Source organism: Kosakonia cowanii JCM 10956 = DSM 18146 (genome assembly GCF_001975225.1).
Classification (GTDB): Bacteria; Pseudomonadota; Gammaproteobacteria; order Enterobacterales; family Enterobacteriaceae; genus Kosakonia; species Kosakonia cowanii.
Window position 1 is genome coordinate 4,309,927 of sequence record NZ_CP019445.1, and the last position, 20,614, is coordinate 4,330,540.

The following is a 20,614-nucleotide window of genomic DNA, read 5'->3' on the forward strand; positions in this document are numbered from 1 at the left end:
GTTGTCTTCACCCCTAAGAAAGGTCTACAGTTATACCGGCATTCGGGAAGCAAAGGAGAGATCATGGCGCTTTACACTATTGGTGAAGTCGCTCTGTTATGCGATATCAACCCCGTCACACTGCGTGCGTGGCAACGCCGCTACGGTTTGTTAACCCCGCAACGCACGGATGGCGGCCACCGGCTCTTCAGCGAGGCGGACATCGATCGTATTCGAGAGATCCAGCACTGGGTTGAATCGGGCGTGCAGGTGAGTAAAGTTCAGGCGCTGCTGGCGAACAGCAGCGACAAGCGTCACCACGTCTGGCAGAGCCATCAGGAGCGGGCGATGCATCTGTTGCAACAGCGAGATGGTCATACCCTCCAGCAGTGGCTGAGCGAACTGATGCGCGACCACCCGGCAAAAACGCTGACACAGCAGTTGATTAACCCCTTACGCGCACGCTTGCAGGGCACGCGCCCCGCTTACCAGGCCAAGCTTAGCCTGCTGGATGGCATTCTGATAAACCTGATTGCCGGCAACTTATCGGCGTCGCAGCAGCAGGCACATGGCCGTCCGGCGCTGGTGGTCGGCTGGGGTGTACAGGATAACACGCGGTTGTGGATTGAAGGCTGGATCGCCAGCCAGCAGGAGTGGCAGGTCGGCATTCTTGCGCACCCCTTCACTCAGTTTCATCCGGAGATGTTCAAAGGCAAGATGCTGCTGGTGTGGTGCGGCGACTCCCCCTCCCCCGCGCAGCAGCAGCAATTGCAGGCCTGGCAGGAGACGGGGCATCAGGTGTGGCTTCTCGGCATTTAATGTTTCATTAACAACTCACAATGCCTTTATAATGCCGGCCTCACTTAAAAGGAGCCTGAGATGAAGCCTGGTAAAATTCTTGTCATCGCGATCTTTCTGCTGATGGCCATCGGCGGGATCGGCGGCGTAATGCTGGCTGGTTATTCGTTTATCGTGCGCGGCGGTGCCGGTTGAGCCGCAGCGCCAGCCGTTCAAAGCCCCGATCGACAATGATTGCCGCCAGCGCCACCAGCACTGCCCCCTGCACAATATAGGCCGTATTAAACCCGCTTAGCCCGATGATAATCGGCGTTCCCAGCGTGCTTGCCCCGACCGTAGAAGCAATGGTTGCCGTACCGATATTGATAATCACCGATGTGCGAACCCCGGCGACAATCAGCGGTGCGGCCAGCGGTAACTCTACTTTGCGCAACCGTTGCCAGCCGCTCATGCCCATCCCCTGCGCCACGCTCTGTACGCTTGCCGGAACCGCAGCGATCCCCGCCAGCGTCCCCTGTAAAATCGGCAGTACGCCATAGAGCACCAGCGCAATAATGGCGGGCGCTTTGCCAAACCCCATCACCGGCACCGCAATCGCCAGCACCGCCACCGGCGGAAAGGTCTGCCCGACGGCGGCAATGGTCTCTGCCAGCGGGCGAAACTCTCCCCCACCGGGTCGCGTCACGGCAATGCCGACGCCCATGCCAATCGCCACCGCAATAACGCTTGAGAGCGCTACCAAAGAGAAGTGGGCAAGGGTCAGCGCGACAAAGCTCTCCTGCAAATAGACCGGGCGCGGCAACTGCGGAAAGAGTGCGCTAAACAGCGGTGCGCTGTGGGGCAACCACATCAGCAGTGCGATAAATAGCGCCAGCAGCCAGAGCAGTGGATCACGCAATATTTTCACGCCCCGCCTCCCCGCGTAACAGATCGCGGAAATGGAGGCTGCCACAGGGCTGCCCATCGGCATCCTGCACCGGCAATACCTCGCAGCGCTGGGCGACAAAAGCGGAGAGCGCCTCGCGCAGGCTCATCTGTGCCTGCAAAGGCTCGCCGTGGCTGACCGGTTCGTCACGCAGATAGTCGCTCACCTGGCGCAGGGAGAGCAGGCGTACGCCCAGCTCGCTGCGGCCAAAAAATTCGCGCACAAAGTTATTCTGCGGCGCGGTCAGCATCTCCAGCGGCGTCCCCTGCTGCACCACATTGCCACCATCCATCAAAACCAGGTGATCGGCTAATTGCAGCGCTTCATCAATATCGTGGGTCACCAGCACAATGGTGCGCCCGAGCAGGCTGTGTATGCGCACCATCTCCTGTTGTAGAGCGCTGCGGGTGACCGGGTCGAGCGCGCCGAAGGGTTCATCCATCAACAGCACTTCCGGGTTGGCGGCCAGCGCGCGGGCAACGCCAACACGCTGCTGCTGCCCGCCGGAAAGCTGGTGCGGAAAGCGATCGCGCAGCCCCGGCTCCAGCCCGAGCAGCGCCATCAGTTCATCTACCCGCGCGTCGCATTTGCTGCGCGACCACTTTTGCAGTTGCAGCACGGTGGCGATGTTCTGTGCCACCGTCCAGTGGGGGAAAAGCCCAATCGACTGAATGGCGTAGCCCATGCGGCGGCGCAGTTCGAGCACCGGCAGGCTGCGGATCTCCTCCCCGGCGAAGGTGATCGTTCCCTCGTCGTGTTCGACAAGGCGGTTAATCATCTTCAGGGTGGTCGATTTTCCCGAGCCGGAGGTGCCAATCAGCACCGAAAACGCGCCGGTTTTCATCTGCAAATTGAGCTGATTAACCGCCCGCTGCCCGGCAAAGGTTTTGGAAACGTTGTGAAATTCAATCATGGTGTTTTACCTTCAACAGCGCGAGGGCAAGATCAAACAGGGCGTCAATCACCACCGCCAGGCCGATAACCGGGATCACCCCGAGCAGCACCAGATCCAACGCGCTGCTGAGCAGCCCCTGGAAGACCAGCGCGCCAAAGCCGCCTGCGCCAATTAACGCAGCAATCACCGCCATGCCAACCGTCTGAACCGCCACCACCCGCAGGCTGCGCAGCAAGAGCGGCAATGCCAGCGGAATACGCACTTGCCAGAAGCGCTGCGCAGCGCTCATGCCCATCGCCTGCGCGCTCTCCAGCACATCGGCAGAGACCTCGTTCAGCCCGGCAACCACGCCGCGCACCAGCGGTAGCAGCGCGTAGAGAATCAGCGCAATCAGCGCCGGGGTGATGCCGGTACCGGCAATGCCTATCGATGCGAGCCACGGGAAGTGCTGCGCCAGCCCGGCCAGCGGTGCAATCAGCAGGCCAAACAGCGCAACGGAGGGGATAGTCTGAATAATGTTGAGCGCGGTAAAGACCGGCCCCTGCCGCGCCGGATGGCGATAGCACCACAGCCCGAGCGCAAAACCGATGGCTAATGCCGGAAGCAGCGTGCCGAACAACAAGGTTAAGTGCTGCGCCAGCGCGTCATCAAACACCTCCTGGCGGTTGCGGTACTCATGCAGCAGCGAGAGGTTATCCAGCTCGCCGCTAAGCAGCAGCCAGAGCGGCAGCAGCCAAATCTGCATATGCAGCAGCCAGCGCCACACCGGGTGAGCAACAAGGCGGCGAATGGCATCGCTACAGGCGAGCAGGCTGAGCGCCAGCCATAACCATAAGCCGCTGCCGGGCGAGGTACGCGCCAGAGCGCTGCCGCTCTGCGCCAGATCCGTTGCCGCGCGGCCTGCGCTCCACACCAGCAGGCAGAAGAGGAGTTCAGCCAGAACCAGCGTTGCCGCCTGTGCACTGCGCCCCGGTATAAAGCAGAGGATCAGCAGAACAGCGGGCGCAAACAGCCACAGGCCGCTAAACAGCTGCCACAGCGCGCGCCCTTCGCCGGAAACCAGCCGGTTTGGCGCATAGTTGATAAACGGCAGCCACGCCGCCAGCCCTCCCAGCACAACCAGCAGCAACAGCACGCGGTTGTGGCAGCGTTTCGATCCCTCCATCACGCCTTATTTCACCAGGCCTTTTTCTTTCAGGTAGTCCGCTGCGACTTTCTTCGCATCCAGCCCCTCAACTGCGATGCTGGCATTCAGCTTCTGCAGGGTCTTCTCATCGAGGCTGGCAAAGACCGGTTTCAGCCAGCTATCCAGCTCGGGGTAGGCTTTCAGCACCGCTTCACGCACTACTGGCGTCGGGGCATAGATCGGCTGTACGCCTTTCGGATCGCTTAATGTCTGTAAGCCGAGCGCCGCCACCGGGCCGTCGGTGCCGTAAGCCATCGCAGCGTTAACGCCGGATGTTTGCTGCGCCGCCGCTTTAATGGTCACCGCCGTATCACCACCGGCCAGCGACAGCAGCTGATCCTGCTTCAGATCGAAGCCGTAGGCTTTTTCAAAGGCAGGCAGCGCATCGGCACGCTCAATAAACTCCGCCGAGGCGGCCAGTTTGAACTCGCCACCGTTTTTCAGGTAACGGCTGAGATCGTCGAGGGAGGTGAGTTTGTTCTTCTGCGCCAGATCCTGACGCACGGCGATGGTCCAGGTGTTATTGGCCGGTGCAGGCGTCAGCCAGATAAGCTTGTTCTTCTCAGCATCGAGTTTTTTCACCTTCTCGTAGCCCTGCTGCGCGTTTTTCCACGCCGGATCGTTCTCCTCTTTAAAGAAGAATGCGCCGTTGCCGGTGTACTCCGGGTAGATATCCAGCTCGCCAGAAGTGATGGCGCCGCGCACTACCGGCGTGGTGCCGAGTTGCACTTTATTGACGGTTTTTACGCCGTGGCTCTCCAGCACCTGCAAAATGATATTGCCCAGCAGCGCCCCTTCGGTATCGATTTTCGATCCCACTTTGATCGGTTCTGCGGCCTGCAACGGTAAGCTTACGGCGGCCATTAGCGCCACTGAGCAGGCAAGTTTTCGGCTGAGTGTCATAATTTATCCCTCATTTTTTTACTGCCTTTATCAGCAGCTTGAGAAAAAAGCGTAGCTGAAAAATAGCGACGCGAAGGTGAAGCGGTGCGAAACGGTAAAGCGGGTAATAAAAAAGGCCGGTTGCCCGGCCTGATGAGTGGTTACTTTAATTCAAACTCGCCCTGGTTGACGCGTGCGGAGTCGACGCCGATAAAGACGTTGAACTTGCCCGGCTCGGCGTCGTACTTCATGCGCTGGTTCCAGAACTTGAGCGCATCGACATCGATCGGGAAGCTGACGGTCTGCGTCTCACCCGGTTTCAGGTTGACCTTCTTAAAGCCGCGCAGCTGTTTCACCGGGCGGCTCATCGACGCCGTAACATCCTGCACGTACATCTGGATCACCGTCGCCCCTTCGCGCTTGCCGGTGTTGGTCACCTCGACGCTTGCATCCACGCTGCCGCCGCGGGTCAGCGTTGGCGCAGACATCTTCACATCCGACACTTTAAAGGTGGTGTAACTCAGACCATAGCCAAAGGGATAGAGCGGGCCGTTGGCTTCATCAAAGTAGCGGGAGGTGTACTTGTTCGGGTTATCGGCATTATAAGGACGACCGGTATTCAGGTGGCTGTAGTAGACCGGGATCTGACCCACGGAGCGCGGGAAGGACATCGGCAATTTCCCGGAAGGGTTGTAATCACCAAACAGCACATCGGCGATGGCGTTGCCGCCTTCGGTTCCTGCAAACCACGTTTCCAGAATGGCGTCAGCCTGCTGATCCTCTTTCACCAGCGCCAGCGGACGCCCGTTCATCAGCACCAGCACCAGCGGCTTGCCGGTCGCTTTCAGGGCGGTAATCAGATCGCGCTGGCTCTGCGGAATGGTGATATCGGTGCGGCTGGAGGCTTCATGCGCCATCCCCTGCGCTTCACCGACTACCGCCACCACGACGTCAGATTTCTTCGCTGCGGCTACCGCTTCATCGATCATCGCCTGCGGAGAACGCGGATCAACCACCACAGCCGGTTCGTAGAGGTTAAGGAAATCGACAATGCCTTTATCATTGGTGATATTCGCCCCTTTGGCGTAGATCACCTCGCCTTTGTCCTTCATCGCGTCACGAATACCGGTCAGCACGGTGACCGACTGATCGGCAACACCAGCGGCAGACCAGCTGCCCATCGAGTCGCGCTTGCTGTCCGCCAGCGGCCCAATCACCGCCACGGTGCCCGATTTTTTCAGCGGCAGCGTTTCCAGACGGTTTTTCAGCAGCACCATACTTTCGCGCGCCACTTCCCGCGCCTCTTTGCGATGCAGACGGCTTTCGGCGTTGGTATCCTGCGGGTCGCTCTCTTTCGGCCCTAAGTGGCTGTAGGGATCGTTAAACAGCCCCATATCATATTTGACGTTCAGCACATGGCGCGTGGCGTCATCCAGCTCCGCCATCGTCACCTTGCCGGATTTGATCAGCCCCGGCAGGTATTTGCTGTAGTACTCGTCGCTCATGCTCATGTTGATGCCGGACTTCAGCGCCACGCGCACGGCATCTTCCGGATCGGCGGCGGTGCCGTGTTTAATCAGCTCCTTAATCGCGCCATGATCGGAAATAGTGATGCCTTTAAAGCCCCACTCATCGCGCAGCAGATCTTTAAGCAGCCACGAATCGGAGGAAGCCGGTGTGCCGTTCAAAGAGTTAAGCGCCACCATCACCCCGCCGCTGCCAGCGTCGAGTGCCGCTTTGTAGGGCGGCATATAGTCGTTGAACAGACGCTGCGGGCTCATGTCGACGGTGTTGTACTCTTTACCGCCCTCTACCGCGCCATAAGCGGCGAAGTGTTTGACGCTGGTCATCACCGAGTAGCGATCCGCCGGGCTTTTGCCCTGCATCGCTTCCACCATGGTGCGGCCCATTTCAGAGGTCAGGAAAGTATCTTCCCCGAAGCCTTCCGAGCCGCGTCCCCAGCGCGGATCGCGCGAGACGTCGACCATTGGTGCCCAGGTCATATTCAGGCCATCATCAGCGGCTTCATAAGCGGAGACGCGCCCGACGGTTTTCACCGCGTCGAGGTTAAAGCTGGAGGCGAGGCCAAGGCTGATAGGGAAAACGGTGCGCTGCCCGTGCACCACATCGTAGGCAAAGAAGAGAGGGATTTTCAGGCGGCTAAGCTGCATCGCCTGGTCCTGCATGGCACGAATGTCCTGGCGGGTGACGGTGTTGAAAATAGCCCCGACCTGGCTTGCCTTAATCATCTCGCGGATCGCCTCTTTCGGGTTATCCGGCCCGACGCTTATCAGGCGCAGCTGGCCTATTTTCTCATCCACGGTCATCTTTTTAAGCAGGTCAGTGACAAAGGCGTCCCTGGCTTGCGGCGTCAAAGGATGGTTAGCAATCATCTCTTCGGCCAGCGCGGGTTGCAGCGCAAGGCTCACAGCGACACCTACAGAACATAGCCATTTCATGTCGTTTACTCTCTTGTATTTTCAGCAAAAACCGCGGTAACGGGCCGCGGAAAAACGCAGTGTGCCATAATCCTGGCACGTCTTGCAGCGCCAGGCTCTGATTTTTATGTTAATTCGCTCCCCTTCGGGCATCCTCTGGAGCTAACATTAGTAACGAAATATTCACAACATCATTCACGCAGCCTGCAACCGGCGTGAAGCAGAGCATCCTTTTTATTTATGCTTCGCCACAAGGAGTGGATCGTGACCCAGTCAAATAACACTTTCATTAACGAACTCAAACGATTAGTAGGTGCTTCTCACCTGCTTACCGATCCGGCCAAAACCGCCCGCTACCGTAAAGGTTTCCGCTCCGGCCAGGGCGATGCGCTGGCGGTGGTCTTTCCCGGCACGCTGGTTGAATTATGGCGCGTTCTCAACGCTTGCGTGATTGCCGACAAAATTATTCTGATGCAGGCGGCAAATACCGGCCTGACAGAAGGCTCGACGCCGAACGGCAATGATTACGACCGCGATATCGTAATTATCAGCACCCTGCGCCTCGACAAACTGCACCTGCTGGATAACGGCGAGCAGGTGCTGGCCTACCCTGGCACCACGCTCTACTCGCTGGAAAAAGCGCTGAAACCGCTGGGACGCGAGCCGCACTCGGTGATTGGCTCCTCCTGTATTGGCGCGTCGGTGATTGGCGGCATCTGCAATAACTCCGGCGGATCGCTGGTGCAGCGCGGCCCGGCCTACACCGAGATGTCGCTGTTTGCACGCATTGACGATCAGGGCCGCTTGCAACTGGTTAATCACCTCGGCATCAAGCTTGGCGAAACGCCGGAGCAGATCCTCGGCAAGCTGGATGACGATCGTATACAACCTGGCGATGTGCTTCACGACCAGCGCCACGGCCACGATCATGATTACATCAACCGCGTGCGCGATGTTGAAGCCGAAACCCCGGCGCGCTATAACGCCGACCCCGATCGCCTGTTCGAATCCTCCGGCTGCGCGGGCAAGCTGGCGGTATTTGCCGTGCGTCTCGACACATTCCCGGCAGAAGCGCGCCAGCAGGTGTTCTATATCGGCACCAACCAGACTGCGGTGTTAACGGAGATCCGCCGCCATATTCTGGCCAATTTCGACCATCTGCCGGTGGCCGGGGAGTATATGCACCGCGATATTTACGATATCGCCGAGCGCTACGGCAAAGACACCTTCCTGATGATCGACAAACTTGGCACCGATAAGATGCCGCTCTTTTTCAACATTAAAGGGCGCACCGATGCGCTGCTCGATAAAGCGACGGTGTTTAAACCGCACTTTATCGATCGTTCATTGCAAAAAATCAGTGGTCTCTTCCCTTCGCACCTCCCCTCGCGCATGAAGGAGTGGCGCGATAAGTATGAGCACCATCTGCTGCTGAAGATGTCCGGCGGCGGCATTGATGAGGCGCAGAACTGGCTGAAGGCCTTTTTCGCTGACGCCGAAGGGGAGTTCTTTGTCTGTACGCCAGAGGAAGGGAGCAAAGCGTTTCTGCACCGTTTTGCCGCCGCCGGAGCCGCTATCCGCTATCAGGCGGTGCATGCCGACGAGGTGGAGGATATTCTGGCGCTCGACATCGCTCTGCGCCGCAACGACACCGAGTGGTTTGAGCACCTGCCGCCAGAGATTGACAGCCAGCTGGTGCACAAGCTCTATTACGGTCACTTTATGTGCCACGTTTTCCATCAGGATTACATCGTTAAAAAAGGCGTCGATGTACACGCCCTGAAGGAGCAGATGCTGGCACTGCTGGCGCAGCGCGGCGCGCAATATCCCGCCGAGCATAACGTCGGCCATCTCTATGAGGCGCCGGATGCGCTGAAACGTTTTTATCGGGAAAATGATCCGACTAACAGCATGAACCCCGGTATTGGTAAGACGAGTAAGCGCAAATTCTGGCAGGAGACCGCTAAGGCAGAGCATCCCGCCGATCCGGCGATAAAGTAGCCCCTCGCCGTTTTGTGCTGCGCGCGCCTTTCGTAATAGAGTAGCGACAGCGCCAGAGAATCCTCTCTCTGGCGCGTTGCGTTGAAAGGAGCGCGCCCGATGTCAGCTGTTGATATTCTCTCTGGTCCTGCGGTCGAGGTGCGTGACGCCCGCCCAGATGATGTACACGCCATTGCCTCCCTCTACGCCTGGCACGTGCTGAATGGCCGCGCCTCGTTTGAAGAAGTGCCCCCCACTATCGATGAGATGCGCAGCCGCATGAGCAAGCTCGCCGCCGACGGTTTGCCGTGGCTGGTGGCGCTCTTTCACGGCGTGATCGTCGGCTACTGCTACGCCGGTTTTTATCGCCCGCGTCCGGCCTACCGCTACACCCTTGAAGAGTCGATTTATGTCGATGCCAGTATGACCGGGCGCGGCATCGGCTCGACGCTGCTTGGCGCGCTGATCGCCCGCTGTGAAGAGGGGCCGTGGCGGCAACTGGTCGCGGTGATTGGCGACGGGCATAACAATGCCGGTTCGCTAAGAGTGCATAAAAAACATGGATTTGAAGTGGCCGGACAGCTGCGCAGCGTCGGCTATAAGCAGGGAGACTGGCGGGATACGTTGATTATGCAGCGTCCACTCAACGACGGTGACTGGACGCTGCCGGAGTAATTAATCGTTCTGCGCGGTCAATTCGCCCGCCGAGCCTGGCGGCGTTTGTGCCATCTGCGCCGCTTTCTGCCGCTTATAGCTTAACGCGGCAGCGGGCACCGGCTGCACTTTGCCGGTCTCAATCCAGGTACGCAGGCGGCTGGCATCGGCAAAGTGGGTATATTTGCCAAAGGCATCCATCACCACCAGCGCCACCGGTTTGTTGCCAATCAGCGTGCGCATTACCAGGCAGTGGCCCGCAGCGTTGGTAAAGCCGGTTTTCGTCAGCTGAATATTCCAGTTATCGCGGTAGACCAGATGGTTGGTGTTGCGAAACGGCAGCGTATAGGCCGGATTAGCAAAGGTCGCCATCTCTTCACGCGTAGTGCTCAGCTGGCCAATCAGCGGGTACTGTTTGGTGGCGATCAGCAACTTGCTTAAATCGCGGGCGGTGGAGACGTTCTGGATCGACAAGCCGGTCGGCTCGACGTAGCGCGTATGGGTCATGCCCAGCGCGCGGGCTTTGGCGTTCATCGCGGCGATAAAGGCTTTATAGCCGCCGGGATAGTGGTGCGCGAGGCTTGCGGCCGCGCGGTTCTCCGACGACATCAGCGCCAGCAGCAGCATATCTTTGCGGCTGATCTCACTGTTCAGCCGCACGCGGGAGTAGATCCCTTTCATCTCTGGCGTCTGGCTGATATCGACTTTTAATTTTTCATCCAGCGGCAGGCGCGCATCCAGCACCACCATCGCGGTCATCAACTTGGTAATAGACGCAATCGGGCGCACCAGATCGGGGTGGCTTGAGTAGATCACCTTATTGGTTTGCAGATCGACAATCATCGCGCTGCCGGAGGCGATTTCCGGCTGGGCTGCGGCAACCGTGACGGCTGTTTTTGCCTGCGCCATCGGCGCGAAGGGCGCACTCAGTGCAAGGGCCAGGCTTAAAAGAGAGACTCGAAATTTCTGCATGGTGAGGCTTCTGAAAATTATTCACGCGCGTTATAACGCACACCGCTTCTGTTCATGAGAGTTATAACAGGGCTGGCTCTGGCATAATAGCCGCCGCGCAGGGTTGCCGCCAGAGAAGAATCGTTGCGAGAAATTGCGTTGCCAGCATGGTGCGCCAGCAACGCCGGGAGAGTTAAAACAGGCGGTAGCCGTAACCCCAGAGGATCACCGTCAGCGCCAGCAGGATCTCCAGCAGCAGCACGCCGATGGCAAGCGTTGAGCTGGAGAAGTTGAGCCCCTCTTCCTTGTTGATATTAAGGAAGGTCGGGATGCCGACATAGAGCAGATAACCGGTGTAAAAGAGCGCGACGGTGCCGACCAGCGCGCAGAGCCACACTAACGGATAGAGCGCAACAATGCCGCTGAGAAACAGCGGAGTTGCGATATAACCGGCAAACACCATGCAGCGCGCCAGCGACGGACGCTGCGGATAGTTACGCGCCATCCACCAGATGACACGCCCCATCACCGCGACGCCCGCCAGCATCAGGCCATAAAAGAGAATTGCCAGGTAAAAACCGGTAGATAACGACAGAGGCACGACGACGTTCTCGCCGAAGCTCCAGCCAAACTGCGTGGTACCGATAAATGCACAGATTACGGGAATGGCCGCCATGATGAGCACATGGTGGGTGTAGTGGTGCGAAACGGTCTCGTTTTCGCGTTTGATCACCTGCATTTCACGATCGGGATGGGACAGGAGTCCCCAGACATGGTTCATAACGCCCCCTCACTGAAAGCCCGAACATCGAGCTGTAAGTATACGTCACTTTTATGATTATTTTTTGTACAGCAGAAAAAAGCCGAAATGATTGAACGCAGCGCAAAGCCGGATGCAGGTATATGCTTAAAGACGTTTTACAGGAGGATGTAATGACACTGGATATCAATCAGCTTATTAGCCAGTATGGCTACGCCGCGCTGCTGGTCGGCAGCCTCGCCGAGGGCGAAACCATCACCCTGCTTGGCGGTGTGGCGGTGCATCAGGGGCTGCTGCGCTTTCCGCTGGTGGTGCTCGCGGTTGCCCTGGGGGGCATTATTGGCGATCAGTTGCTCTACTTTGTTGGCCGCCGCTATGGCGTTAAAATTTTGCGCCGCTTCACCCGCTACCGCGGCAAGATCCATCAGGCGCAGGCGCTTATTCGCCGTCACCCCTATCTGTTTGTGATTGGTACACGCTTTATGTATGGCTTTCGTATTATCGGGCCGATATTGATTGGTACCAGCCATTTAAAACCGAAAATCTTTCTGCCACTGAATATCTTAGGTGCCTTTATCTGGGCGCTGATCTTCACCACGCTGGGCTATGTTGGCGGAGAGGTGATTACGCCGTGGCTGGAGTCCTTCGATCAGCATGCGAAGCGCTGGATCTGGGTGGTTATCGCCATTGCGCTGGTCTTCTGCCTGCGGTGGTGGTTTCGCCACCGCAGGAAAAGCGTGAAGAGAATCCGGGCGATAACTAAGCTTTTTGCGGTTTGAACTGCGGGTTCGCCAGCATAAAGCCGCCATCGATGATAAACGACTGGCCGGTGGTGTAGCTGGCATCATCGGCGCAGAGCCAGGCGACCATGCTGGCGATCTCCCGCGTTGTGCCTGGTCGCGCCAGGGGGATGTTCGGCATCGAGCCGGGTTTGGCATCGTCATCGCTCATGTTGTTCATCGGCGTGGCGATGGCACCGGGCGCAACGGCATTAACCAGAATGTTGTGCGGCACCAGCTCCAGCGCCATCGATTTGGTCAGGCCACCAAGCGCATGTTTTGCTGCGGTATAGGCAGTCGCTTCCGGCAGCGGCGTGTGCTCGTGAACGGAAGTGATATTGACGATGCGCCCGCCCTGCCCCTGCTGCACCATATGTCGCGCGGCAATCTGCGAGCAGAGAAACGCGCCATCGACATCAACGGTGAAGATGCTGCGCCAGTCTTCAAAGGTGAGATCGAGAAACGGGGCTTTGCTCATTGCACCGGCGTTGTTGACCAGCGCGTCGATACGCCCGAAGCGGGCAATGAGCGTTTCAATCGCCTGTGCGCCTTCCGGCAGATGGCTGAGATCGAGCTGGATGGTCTCAGCCCGGCGGCCAAAAGCTTCTACTTTTTGCGCTGTCTCCTGCGCGCCGCGCTCATCCGAGTGCCAGGTAATGCCAATATCAAACCCCCGCTCAGCCAGCATCAGCGCGCTCTGCTTGCCGATGCCCGAGTCTGCGGCGGTGACGATTGCTACTTTGTTTGCCGACATGCGCTTCTCTCCGATTATTTAATAAGCAGTTAAGTATAGAAAAAAGGCGCAATGTTGAGAGATTGACTAGGCTTGCTGTAACTAACACATGAGAAGGAAGACGAAAATGATGAAATTTTTACTTTGGGCGATCCTGATTATTTTCCTGATTGGCCTGCTGGTGGTGACCGGCGTCTTTAAGATGATTTTCTAAGAGCCCTGCCGGATGGCGGCTCCAGCGGAATGACTCGGGTGTTGTAGGCCTGATAAGCGAAGCGTCATCAGGCATTGCGACATTGCCGGATGGCGGCGAAGCCTTATCCGGCCTACAAGACACAGCCATAAATTGAGGCCCGGTGCGCGTTGATGCCACCGGGCCTTTTGCCGAATAAAACGCATGATGATGCGGGTGTTGTAGGCCTGATAAGCGAAGCGCCATCAGGCATTGCGACATTGCCGGATGGCGACGAAGCCTTATCCGGCCTGGGAAACACAGCCATAAATTGAGGCCCGGTGCGCGTTAATGCCACCGGGCCTTTTGCAAATGTTACTCGCCCTTCGCGCTGTAATTGATCGGCACCCAGCGATAACCGTTCCCGGCTTTTATCACTTTGCCAATCCCCGGGAAGGCGATATGCGCCGCCGCTACCCACTCCCCTTCACGCGCCACCTGCGCCAGCACCTTCTCGCGCGTTGCTACCGCCTGCTTACTATCGACATCAAAATGAATCGCCACTTTTGGGTCGGGCAGTTGCACTGGCTGAGCATGAATAATGTCGCCCCACAGCATCACGGTTTTTCCGCCGTGCGTAACGCGATAAATGACGCTGCCCGGCGTATGTCCCGCTGCCGGGATCGCCTCAATACCGGGGAGGATCGTTGTTGGTGCATGGAACGTGCTTAGCTTACCGGCATCGATCACCGGGCGAAGCGAGCGTTCCGATTCGGCGAAGGTGTGGCGCTGCCCCTCCTCCACCTCCGACGCCCGCTTCGGATTAAGCCACAGATCGACATCGCGCTGGTCGACGTGCACGGTGGCATTCGGGAACGCCGGTTTGCCATCACGCTGCACGCCACCGGAGTGGTCGCCATGAATATGGGTCAGCAGCACCAGATCAATGGCGGCCGGATCGATCCCCGCAGCGCGCAGATTCTCCGGCAGATGACCGCCCGCGTCGCCCATCAGCGCCCCGGCACCCGTATCGACCAGAATCAGCTCTTTACCGGTGTTGATGACAAAGGCGTTGATGGAAGTTTCGGCCTGCACTGCCATATTGGCCTGCGCCATCTGCGTCTGTAACTGTTGCGGCGTAATATTGATCAGCAGCTTGTCCAGCGGCACCTTAACCGTCCCATCCGAGACGGCGGTAAGTTGCCAGTCGCCCAACGCCATCCGGTAGTAGCCCGGTGCCTGTGCCTGCTGAGTGGAAAGCGGTGTGGCGATGGCGTGTTGCATAGTCAGCCCGGCGGCAGTAAACGCCAGCAGTAGCGGATAATATTTCATTGTTTCTCTCCTGTTTTGCATTGCGCCAGTATGCTTCGCCCGCTACTATCACTCCAATTGATTGGAGCAATAATGACTATCAAAGAGAATGATTTCCGCAAGATCGATCTGAACCTGTTGATCGCCTTTGCCGTACTGTACCGCGAACAGAGCGTCTCTGCGGCAGCGGATAAATTGCATCTGGGCCAGCCGGCGGTGAGCGGCGTGCTGTCGCGTCTGCGTACGCTGTTTGACGATCCGCTGTTTATTCGCAGCGGCCATAAAATGCAGCCCACCGCCCGCGCCAGCGAACTGCACAGTGAACTCCTGCCGCTGCTGGAGCAGTTGCAGAGCGCGCTGTTTCAACAGGCGGCGTTCGATGCGCAAACCGCAAAGGCGACGCTGACGCTGGGCATGGCGGACTGGGTCGAGATATGGCTGATGCCAAAGCTAATTCCGGCGCTGATGCAGCATGCGCCCGGCATCCGCCTGAACGTGGTGGCAAGCGATCCCTTCAGCGATGCCACACGGCTTGAGGGCGGAGAAATGGATATGGCGGTCAGCGTCGCGGTTGGCGGGCCGCGCTGGCTGGAGCGCGAAGTGTTAACCACCATGCCGTTTGCCACCCTCTGGCATCCGCAGCAGTTAACGCTCAGCGCCCCGCTGGATGTGCAGACCTTTGCCGCGCAGCGACATTTGATGGTCAGCTATCGCGAAGCGAGCAGCAGCCATTTTGATACTCTGCTGGCAAAAAGCGGCTATCAACGGCAGATCCACTACACCACGCCGCACTTCGCCGCGCTGCCTGGTTTGCTGGAGACGATGCCCGCGCTGGCAACGGTGCCCGCCGGGCTGGCGGATGAGTGGCAGCGCACCCGTGGATTGATGCGCAGCCCGTTACCGCTCGACGCGGAGCCAATTGAAGTCGCCATGCTCTGGCATCAGCGCCACAGCAGCGATCCGGCGGTGATGTGGCTCAAAACCTTTATCGCTGCGCTTATCGTCTGACGCTCTGCCAGAGCGTTTACTCCAGGTTCGCGCCGTTGCTGGCGATCACATCGCGATACCAGAAGAAGCTCTTCTTGCGGCTGCGCGCCAGCGTGCCGCTGCCATCATCTTCGCGGTCAACGTAGATAAAACCGTAGCGCTTGGAGATTTCCGCTTTCGAGGCGCTCACCAGATCGATAGGCCCCCAACTGGTGTAGCCCAGCATCTCGACGCCATCCTCAATCGCTTCACGCACCTGAAGTAGATGGTCGTTCATGTAGGCGATGCGGTAATCATCATGAATACTGCCGTCCGCCTCCACATGATCCTTCGCGCCCAACCCGTTCTCAACAATAAACAGCGGCTTCTGCCAGCGATCCCACATCATATTCAGCAGCGTGCGCAGGCCAAGCGGATCGATCTGCCAGCCCCATTCGGAACTGGGCAGATGCGGATTCGGCACCATGCTGAGAATATTGCCGCGCAGCTGCTCGTTAAGCGCTTCATCGGCGGTGACGCAGCCGCTCATGTAGTAGCTGAAGGAGATGAAATCGACCGTGGTGCGCAGCGCTTCGCGATCCGCGTCGGTGATCTCAATCTCAATGCCGTTATCACGGAAGTAGCGCAGCATATAGCCGGGATAGGCCCCGCGGCACTGTACGTCGCCAAAGAAGGCCCAGCTACGGTTCTGCTGCAGCGTCTCAAACACATCTTCCGGCTTGCAGCTGAGTGGATACATCAACCCGCCGAGCAGCATATTGCCGATTTTGGCGTCCGGGATAATCTCATGGCACGCTTTAACCGCCAGGGCGCTCGCCACCAGCTGATGGTGAATCGCCTGGTAGACTTCCGCTTTGCTGCTGCTGTTTGGCAACCCGACGCCGGTCATCGGCGCATGGAGCGACATATTGATCTCATTGAAGGTGAGCCACAGCTTCACTTTGTTTTGATAGCGGCTAAACACCGTGCGGGCATAGTGTTCAAAGCAGCGGATCGTCTCCCGGCTGCCCCAGCCGCCGTACTCTTTTACTAATCCCCACGGCATTTCGTAGTGCGACAGCGTCACCAGCGGCGTGATGCCGTGCTCCGCCAGCTCATCAAACAGGTCGTCGTAAAATGCCAGCCCCGCTTCATTTGGCGTACTCTCATCGCCGTTAGGGAAAATACGCGTCCAGGCGATGGAGATACGCAGGCAGTTAAAGCCCATTTCGGCAAACAGGGCGACATCTTCCGGGTAGCGGTGGTAGAAGTCGATCGCCACATCTTTCAGCGCGCTGTCGCCCTCTTTGCGCTCAACAAGCTCCCCAAATACGCCGTTCGGCTGCATATCGGATGTCGAAGGGCCTTTGCCATCCTCCTGCCATGCGCCTTCAACCTGATTGGCGGCAATGGCACCGCCCCATAAAAATCCTGCTGGAAATGCTTTCATTCTCTTCTCCTTTGATTACACGGCTACCGCCAGAAGCGGTTTCCCGGCCTGAACAGAGGTGGGTGCCACGTTATTTACGCTGGCAAAGTTTTCGCTATTACTGATGATAATGGGCGTGGCGAGATCGAAGCCGGCTTCAAGGATCGCGGCGCGATCGAATTCAAGCAGCAGATCGCCTGGCTCTACTCTGTCGCCGACGCTGACATGCGCGGTGAAAGGTTTCCCGTCCAGCTTGACGGTATCGATACCGACATGGATCAACATCTCTACCCCGCTATCACTAAGCAGGCCAATCGCATGTTTGGTTTCAAACAGTGAGGCCACCTCCCCGGCAAACGGTGCGACAACCCGGCAGTCCACCGGAATAATCGCCACGCCATCCCCCAGAACACCGCTGGCGAAGGTAGCATCCGTCACCTGATCCAGCGCCAGCACGCTGCCGCTCATCGGTGCTAGCAGCGTCATCCCATCAGCCTCTGGTTTTTGCGCAGGGGCCGCAACGGCTGCCGGTGCTTTCGGCAGCCCGGCAATGCAGGTCAGCAGTAATGCCAGCATAAACGACGCCGCGCTGCCGACAATACCGCCCCACAGGGTGGCGTCGATGCCGCCTGGCGGGATCATCTGAGCAAAAGAGAAAACGTTCGCCATGCCGAAGGAGTAGGTGTGCGTGCCGCTAAAGCCGACAATCGCTCCGCCCAGCGAGCCGCCCAGGCAACCAAAAATAAACGGACGGCGCAGCGGCAGGGTTAAGCCATAGACCGCCGGTTCAGTGATGCCGAAAATGCCCGCCGCCACGGCTGAACCCGCCAGCGTTTTTTGCTGTTTGTCACGGCTGCGCAGAAAAATACCCAGCGTGGCACCCACCTGTCCAAGCACCGCAGGCAGCAGGATCGGCAGCATTGAGTCCTGACCAAAGACGGCCATGTTGTTGATCATCAGCGGCACTAATCCCCAGTGCAGGCCAAATATCACGCACACCTGCCACAGTGCGCCCATCGCGCCACCCGCCAGCCAGGGAGAGAGGGTGTAGATGGCCTGATAACCGTTCGCCAGCCCCTGACTCAGCCACGTGGCAACCGGGCCGATAATCAAAAAGGTGAGCGGGACGGTGACGGCAATGCAGAGCACCGGCGAGAAGAAGTTCTTCACGGCAGAGTGCAAAAAGCGGTTGCCCTGCTTTTCCAGCCAGCAGCTGACCCATGAGGCGAGAATAATCGGGATCACCGAGCCGCTGTAGTTGAGAAAGGTGACCGGAATGCCGAGGAAGGTTTCGCTTACCGCCCCGGTCATCTGCGCAGCGTCAAAGGCGGCGATCATCAGCGGATGGGTTAACGCTCCGCCAATTGCCATGGTGATAAAGGGGTTGCCGCCAAATTTTTTCCCGGCGGTATAACCCAGCACCAGCGGGAAGAAGAAGAAGAGCGCATCGCTGGCGGCGAACCAGATTTTATAAGTGCCGCTCTCTGGCGTCAGCCAGTTGCAGACCACCGCCAGCGCCAGAATGCCTTTCAGGATCCCGGACGCGGCCAGGATGCCAATAAAGGGGGTGAAGATGCCCGAAATAATGTCAATCAGGCGGCTAAAGAGCGAACTTTTTTCATCGCTTGCGACGACCGGCGCATCCTCCTTTAGCCCGGCCGCGTCGCATACCGCCAGCCAGACGTCGTGCACGTGGTTGCCGATCACCACCTGAAACTGTCCGCCGCTCTCCACGACCATGATGACCCCGGGCTCTTTTTTTAGCCCGTCGGCATCGGCCTTTTTCATCTCTTTGAGTTTAAAGCGTAACCGCGTAGCGCAATGCACCACGCTGCTGATGTTCTCCTTGCCGCCAACGTGGCTGAGAATGACGTTCGCCAGCGTTTGATAATCCATGCTTGTGTCCTTACCTCTTGTGTCTGAGTAAAAAAAAAACCTGAGCCACGTCACCTTGCGGCGACGGACTCAGGTTTTGCCTGCACACGTTAATGCAGTAACAACCCATAGGTGCAGTTAGCGCTGCTCTTTCCTCACGCGCTCAATATGGAGCGCGAGAAACATTGTCTCTTCGTTGGTCAGCCGCCGCTGATAGGTGCTGGCCAGGTGAAGCGCCACTTTCTCGGCGCACTTCCACGCCAGCGGGTAGTTATCTTTCACCGCCTGGTGGAGGCTGAGATCGTCGTCGTCAACCACCGTGCTGTTCAGCATGCGCTGGGAGAAGAACTTCAGATGGGTTACAAAGCGCTGATAGCTCAGCCCCTCTTCGTCATACTCCAGCTTTAGCTGATACTGCACGATATGCAGGATCTCCTGCATCGCGCGGGTGATATGCATCACCTCCGGCATCGCGCTGTTTAACTGTGCCGTCACCAGATGCAGCGCAATAAAGCCCGCTTCATCTTCCGGCAGCGTCACACCGAGCCGCCTGGCGATAATCGCGCGCGCTTCATGGCCCAGCGCAAACTCCTTCGGGTAGAGACGCTTGATCTCCCACAGCAGCCCGTTGCGGATAAGCAGCCCTTTTTTCTGCCGTTCGATGGCGAAGTAACAGTGATCGGTGAGCGTGATATAGAGGCTCTCCTGCAACTTCCCCAACCGTTCGCTGGCCAGCGCAATAATGCGATCGCAGGTGGTCATCACCTCCAGTGGGATCTGATTGAGCAACTCACCCAGGCGGCGCACCAGATCGTCGCTTTGCAGTGCGAAGACCTTTTCAATCGCCCCCTCGTCGAGCCGATCGCCGGGACGCTTCTGAAATGCAATACCGCGCCCCATCACCACCTGCTCGCGCTGCTGCTCGTCCAGCACCACGGCGACGTTATTGTTTAATATTTTGGCGATACGCATGCCGCCCGCCGGAACCAGACCGGAAGAGAAACCTGCCTCGCCGATGTGTGACACCATCAGCGGAACAGGGCCTGATACTGGGCTTCATACTGCGGCGCATTCCACTGGCCATCGAACACCGTCAGGGTGATATAGCCTTTGTTGAGCCAGCCGGTATCCGTGTCCGACTCGTTCGGCGTCAGTATCTTTTCATTGATCACCTGCTGTGCACGGCCATCTTCCAGCAGCACATAGCTGTGCTGCGCTTCGGGGAAGGATTCATTACCAATAAATTTCTCGCCCTTCACCGCGCTTTTCGCCAGCGGAGGGTAGTTGATGCTCAGGCCGGAGCCGGCTGGCAGCAGCGGCTGTCCGGGCTGGCGTTTTGCCTGAAGCTTATCGACCAGCGAGACCACATAATCGACCGAGTCCGGCCAGTATTTATGCGTGCTGGGCCAGCCCGCTTTTTGCTCCTCTGCCGTGAACAGGTAACCGATGCTGGCGGCAATCGCCGGGTAGCCGTAGCGCACGGCGCGCACCGCTGCGCCCACGGTGCCGGAGTTAAGTTGCGTAACGCCAGTGTTCGGGCCATCGTTGACACCGGAAATGACGAGGTCCGGCGGGTTCTCTTTCAGAATGCCAAGCAGGCCGAAATCGATGGCATCCGCAGGCGTGCCGGGGAAGCAGTAGCGTTTTTCCGCCACTTTCTTCACATCGAAGATTTTGTTGGGTTTGAAGGTAATTGCCGAGCCGATCCCGCTCTGATTGGTGGCGGGTGCCACCATCCAGACATCAAAGCCTTTGGCGGACAGTTTTTCCTGTAAGGAGATCGTGCCGATAGAGTCGCAGCCGTCGTCGTTGACCAGTAAAATGCGCGTTGCGCGTTCAGCCGACTGTGCGCCGGTAGAGGCAAATGCGGTGAGCAAAAGTGCCAGTAACGTTTTATTCAC

20 protein-coding genes are annotated in these 20,614 nt (G+C 58.2%); 7 read left to right on the forward strand and 13 right to left on the reverse strand.

Annotated elements, in window-relative coordinates; all coding sequences use genetic code 11:
• Nucleotides 1-63: 63 nt before the first annotated feature.
• Nucleotides 64-798 carry a MerR family transcriptional regulator gene (locus tag BWI95_RS20445; protein ID WP_054804169.1) on the forward strand — a complete coding sequence of 245 codons (735 nt, stop codon included), beginning with the start codon at nucleotides 64-66 and terminating at the stop codon, nucleotides 796-798.
• 60 nt (nucleotides 799-858) lie between these two features.
• Nucleotides 859-972 carry a protein YohO gene (locus BWI95_RS20450; protein WP_023479821.1) on the forward strand — a complete coding sequence of 38 codons (114 nt, stop codon included), beginning with the start codon at nucleotides 859-861 and terminating at the stop codon, nucleotides 970-972.
• Here BWI95_RS20450 and BWI95_RS20455 read toward each other — a convergent pair.
• From BWI95_RS20455 to bglX, 5 genes are all read right to left on the reverse strand, one after another.
• The gene (locus BWI95_RS20455; protein WP_054804170.1) at nucleotides 947-1,684 is read right to left on the reverse strand and encodes an ABC transporter permease; all 738 of its coding nucleotides are present in this window, start codon (nucleotides 1,682-1,684) and stop codon (nucleotides 947-949) included. The genes BWI95_RS20450 and BWI95_RS20455 overlap by 26 nt on opposite strands.
• Nucleotides 1,668-2,615 carry an ABC transporter ATP-binding protein gene (locus BWI95_RS20460; RefSeq protein WP_076770153.1) on the reverse strand — a complete coding sequence of 316 codons (948 nt, stop codon included), beginning with the start codon at nucleotides 2,613-2,615 and terminating at the stop codon, nucleotides 1,668-1,670. The genes BWI95_RS20455 and BWI95_RS20460 overlap by 17 nt, the downstream gene beginning before the upstream one ends.
• A complete protein-coding gene (locus tag BWI95_RS20465; RefSeq protein WP_054804171.1) occupies nucleotides 2,608-3,762 on the reverse strand; it encodes an ABC transporter permease in 1,155 nt (384 codons plus the stop codon). Before BWI95_RS20465 ends, BWI95_RS20460 begins: the two co-directional genes overlap by 8 nt.
• A gap of 6 nt (nucleotides 3,763-3,768) precedes the next feature.
• Nucleotides 3,769-4,686, reverse strand: coding sequence for a glycine betaine ABC transporter substrate-binding protein OsmF (gene osmF / locus BWI95_RS20470; RefSeq protein WP_076770154.1), 918 nt, complete (start codon nucleotides 4,684-4,686; stop codon nucleotides 3,769-3,771).
• A 140-nt stretch (nucleotides 4,687-4,826) separates the two neighbouring features.
• A complete protein-coding gene (bglX, locus tag BWI95_RS20475; protein WP_076770155.1) occupies nucleotides 4,827-7,124 on the reverse strand; it encodes a beta-glucosidase BglX in 2,298 nt (765 codons plus the stop codon).
• A gap of 219 nt (nucleotides 7,125-7,343) precedes the next feature.
• Here bglX and dld point away from each other — a divergent pair, with 219 nt between their 5' ends.
• A complete protein-coding gene (gene dld, locus BWI95_RS20480; RefSeq protein ID WP_139568222.1) occupies nucleotides 7,344-9,104 on the forward strand; it encodes a D-lactate dehydrogenase in 1,761 nt (586 codons plus the stop codon).
• 99 nt (nucleotides 9,105-9,203) lie between these two features.
• Nucleotides 9,204-9,758 carry a GNAT family N-acetyltransferase gene (locus tag BWI95_RS20485; protein ID WP_054804172.1) on the forward strand — a complete coding sequence of 185 codons (555 nt, stop codon included), beginning with the start codon at nucleotides 9,204-9,206 and terminating at the stop codon, nucleotides 9,756-9,758.
• Here the strand turns inward: BWI95_RS20485 and pbpG are convergent, their stop codons facing one another.
• Complete coding sequence (gene pbpG, locus BWI95_RS20490; protein ID WP_054804173.1) at nucleotides 9,759-10,709, reverse strand: D-alanyl-D-alanine endopeptidase; 951 nt, start codon at nucleotides 10,707-10,709, stop codon at nucleotides 9,759-9,761. It abuts the gene before it with no gap.
• A gap of 172 nt (nucleotides 10,710-10,881) precedes the next feature.
• Entirely contained in the window at nucleotides 10,882-11,469 is a 588-nt protein-coding gene (locus BWI95_RS20495) for a Yip1 family protein (RefSeq protein WP_023479716.1), read from the reverse strand.
• A 158-nt stretch (nucleotides 11,470-11,627) separates the two neighbouring features.
• On the opposite strand from BWI95_RS20495, the gene BWI95_RS20500 reads away from it, so the two are divergent.
• Nucleotides 11,628-12,227, forward strand: a complete 600-nt coding sequence (locus BWI95_RS20500; protein WP_076770345.1) for a DedA family protein — start codon at nucleotides 11,628-11,630, stop codon at nucleotides 12,225-12,227.
• On the opposite strand, the gene BWI95_RS20505 is transcribed toward BWI95_RS20500, so the two are convergent.
• Nucleotides 12,208-12,981: an SDR family oxidoreductase gene (locus BWI95_RS20505; RefSeq protein ID WP_076770157.1), complete on the reverse strand. Its 774-nt coding sequence runs from the start codon at nucleotides 12,979-12,981 to the stop codon at nucleotides 12,208-12,210. The genes BWI95_RS20500 and BWI95_RS20505 overlap by 20 nt on opposite strands.
• Before the next feature lie 109 nt (nucleotides 12,982-13,090).
• Here BWI95_RS20505 and yohP point away from each other — a divergent pair, with 109 nt between their 5' ends.
• Nucleotides 13,091-13,174: a small membrane protein YohP gene (yohP, locus tag BWI95_RS23440; protein WP_071789508.1), complete on the forward strand. Its 84-nt coding sequence runs from the start codon at nucleotides 13,091-13,093 to the stop codon at nucleotides 13,172-13,174.
• 333 nt (nucleotides 13,175-13,507) lie between these two features.
• Here yohP and BWI95_RS20515 read toward each other — a convergent pair whose 3' ends face one another.
• Nucleotides 13,508-14,464: an MBL fold metallo-hydrolase gene (locus BWI95_RS20515; protein ID WP_054804174.1), complete on the reverse strand. Its 957-nt coding sequence runs from the start codon at nucleotides 14,462-14,464 to the stop codon at nucleotides 13,508-13,510.
• Nucleotides 14,465-14,536: 72 nt separating this feature from the next.
• Here BWI95_RS20515 and BWI95_RS20520 point away from each other — a divergent pair, with 72 nt between their 5' ends.
• Complete coding sequence (locus BWI95_RS20520) at nucleotides 14,537-15,451, forward strand: LysR family transcriptional regulator (RefSeq protein ID WP_054804175.1); 915 nt, start codon at nucleotides 14,537-14,539, stop codon at nucleotides 15,449-15,451.
• Nucleotides 15,452-15,467: 16 nt separating this feature from the next.
• Here BWI95_RS20520 and BWI95_RS20525 read toward each other — a convergent pair whose 3' ends face one another.
• The 4 genes from BWI95_RS20525 to surE form a co-directional block, all read right to left on the reverse strand.
• Nucleotides 15,468-16,859: a glycoside hydrolase family 1 protein gene (locus BWI95_RS20525; RefSeq protein ID WP_076770158.1), complete on the reverse strand. Its 1,392-nt coding sequence runs from the start codon at nucleotides 16,857-16,859 to the stop codon at nucleotides 15,468-15,470.
• Nucleotides 16,860-16,874: 15 nt separating this feature from the next.
• Entirely contained in the window at nucleotides 16,875-18,734 is a 1,860-nt protein-coding gene (gene bglF / locus BWI95_RS20530; RefSeq protein WP_076770159.1) for a PTS beta-glucoside transporter subunit IIABC, read from the reverse strand.
• A gap of 117 nt (nucleotides 18,735-18,851) precedes the next feature.
• Nucleotides 18,852-19,685 (reverse strand): transcriptional antiterminator BglG, encoded by an 834-nt coding sequence (gene bglG, locus BWI95_RS20535; protein ID WP_076770346.1) that lies wholly within the window; start codon nucleotides 19,683-19,685, stop codon nucleotides 18,852-18,854.
• Nucleotides 19,686-19,741: 56 nt separating this feature from the next.
• On the reverse strand, nucleotides 19,742-20,614 hold the full coding sequence (gene surE / locus BWI95_RS20540) for a 5'/3'-nucleotidase SurE (RefSeq protein ID WP_054804176.1): 873 nt from the start codon (nucleotides 20,612-20,614) through the stop codon (nucleotides 19,742-19,744).

What these genes read in the sequence shown, in the direction of transcription:
- BWI95_RS20445 (WP_054804169.1), top strand. Translation starts at nt 64, where the DNA reads ATGGCGCTTTACACTATTGGTGAAGTCGCTCTGTTATGCGATATCAAC.
- BWI95_RS20450 (WP_023479821.1), top strand. Translation starts at nt 859, where the DNA reads ATGAAGCCTGGTAAAATTCTTGTCATCGCGATCTTTCTGCTGATGGCC.
- BWI95_RS20460 (WP_076770153.1), bottom strand. Translation starts at nt 2,615, where the DNA reads ATGATTGAATTTCACAACGTTTCCAAAACCTTTGCCGGGCAGCGGGCG.
- BWI95_RS20465 (WP_054804171.1), bottom strand. Translation starts at nt 3,762, where the DNA reads ATGGAGGGATCGAAACGCTGCCACAACCGCGTGCTGTTGCTGCTGGTT.
- osmF (WP_076770154.1), bottom strand. Translation starts at nt 4,686, where the DNA reads ATGACACTCAGCCGAAAACTTGCCTGCTCAGTGGCGCTAATGGCCGCC.
- bglX (WP_076770155.1), bottom strand. Translation starts at nt 7,124, where the DNA reads ATGAAATGGCTATGTTCTGTAGGTGTCGCTGTGAGCCTTGCGCTGCAA.
- dld (WP_139568222.1), top strand. Translation starts at nt 7,344, where the DNA reads ATGCTTCGCCACAAGGAGTGGATCGTGACCCAGTCAAATAACACTTTC.
- BWI95_RS20485 (WP_054804172.1), top strand. Translation starts at nt 9,204, where the DNA reads ATGTCAGCTGTTGATATTCTCTCTGGTCCTGCGGTCGAGGTGCGTGAC.
- pbpG (WP_054804173.1), bottom strand. Translation starts at nt 10,709, where the DNA reads ATGCAGAAATTTCGAGTCTCTCTTTTAAGCCTGGCCCTTGCACTGAGT.
- BWI95_RS20495 (WP_023479716.1), bottom strand. Translation starts at nt 11,469, where the DNA reads ATGAACCATGTCTGGGGACTCCTGTCCCATCCCGATCGTGAAATGCAG.
- BWI95_RS20505 (WP_076770157.1), bottom strand. Translation starts at nt 12,981, where the DNA reads ATGTCGGCAAACAAAGTAGCAATCGTCACCGCCGCAGACTCGGGCATC.
- yohP (WP_071789508.1), top strand. Translation starts at nt 13,091, where the DNA reads ATGAAATTTTTACTTTGGGCGATCCTGATTATTTTCCTGATTGGCCTG.
- BWI95_RS20515 (WP_054804174.1), bottom strand. Translation starts at nt 14,464, where the DNA reads ATGAAATATTATCCGCTACTGCTGGCGTTTACTGCCGCCGGGCTGACT.
- BWI95_RS20520 (WP_054804175.1), top strand. Translation starts at nt 14,537, where the DNA reads ATGACTATCAAAGAGAATGATTTCCGCAAGATCGATCTGAACCTGTTG.
- BWI95_RS20525 (WP_076770158.1), bottom strand. Translation starts at nt 16,859, where the DNA reads ATGAAAGCATTTCCAGCAGGATTTTTATGGGGCGGTGCCATTGCCGCC.
- bglF (WP_076770159.1), bottom strand. Translation starts at nt 18,734, where the DNA reads ATGGATTATCAAACGCTGGCGAACGTCATTCTCAGCCACGTTGGCGGC.
- bglG (WP_076770346.1), bottom strand. Translation starts at nt 19,685, where the DNA reads ATGCGTATCGCCAAAATATTAAACAATAACGTCGCCGTGGTGCTGGAC.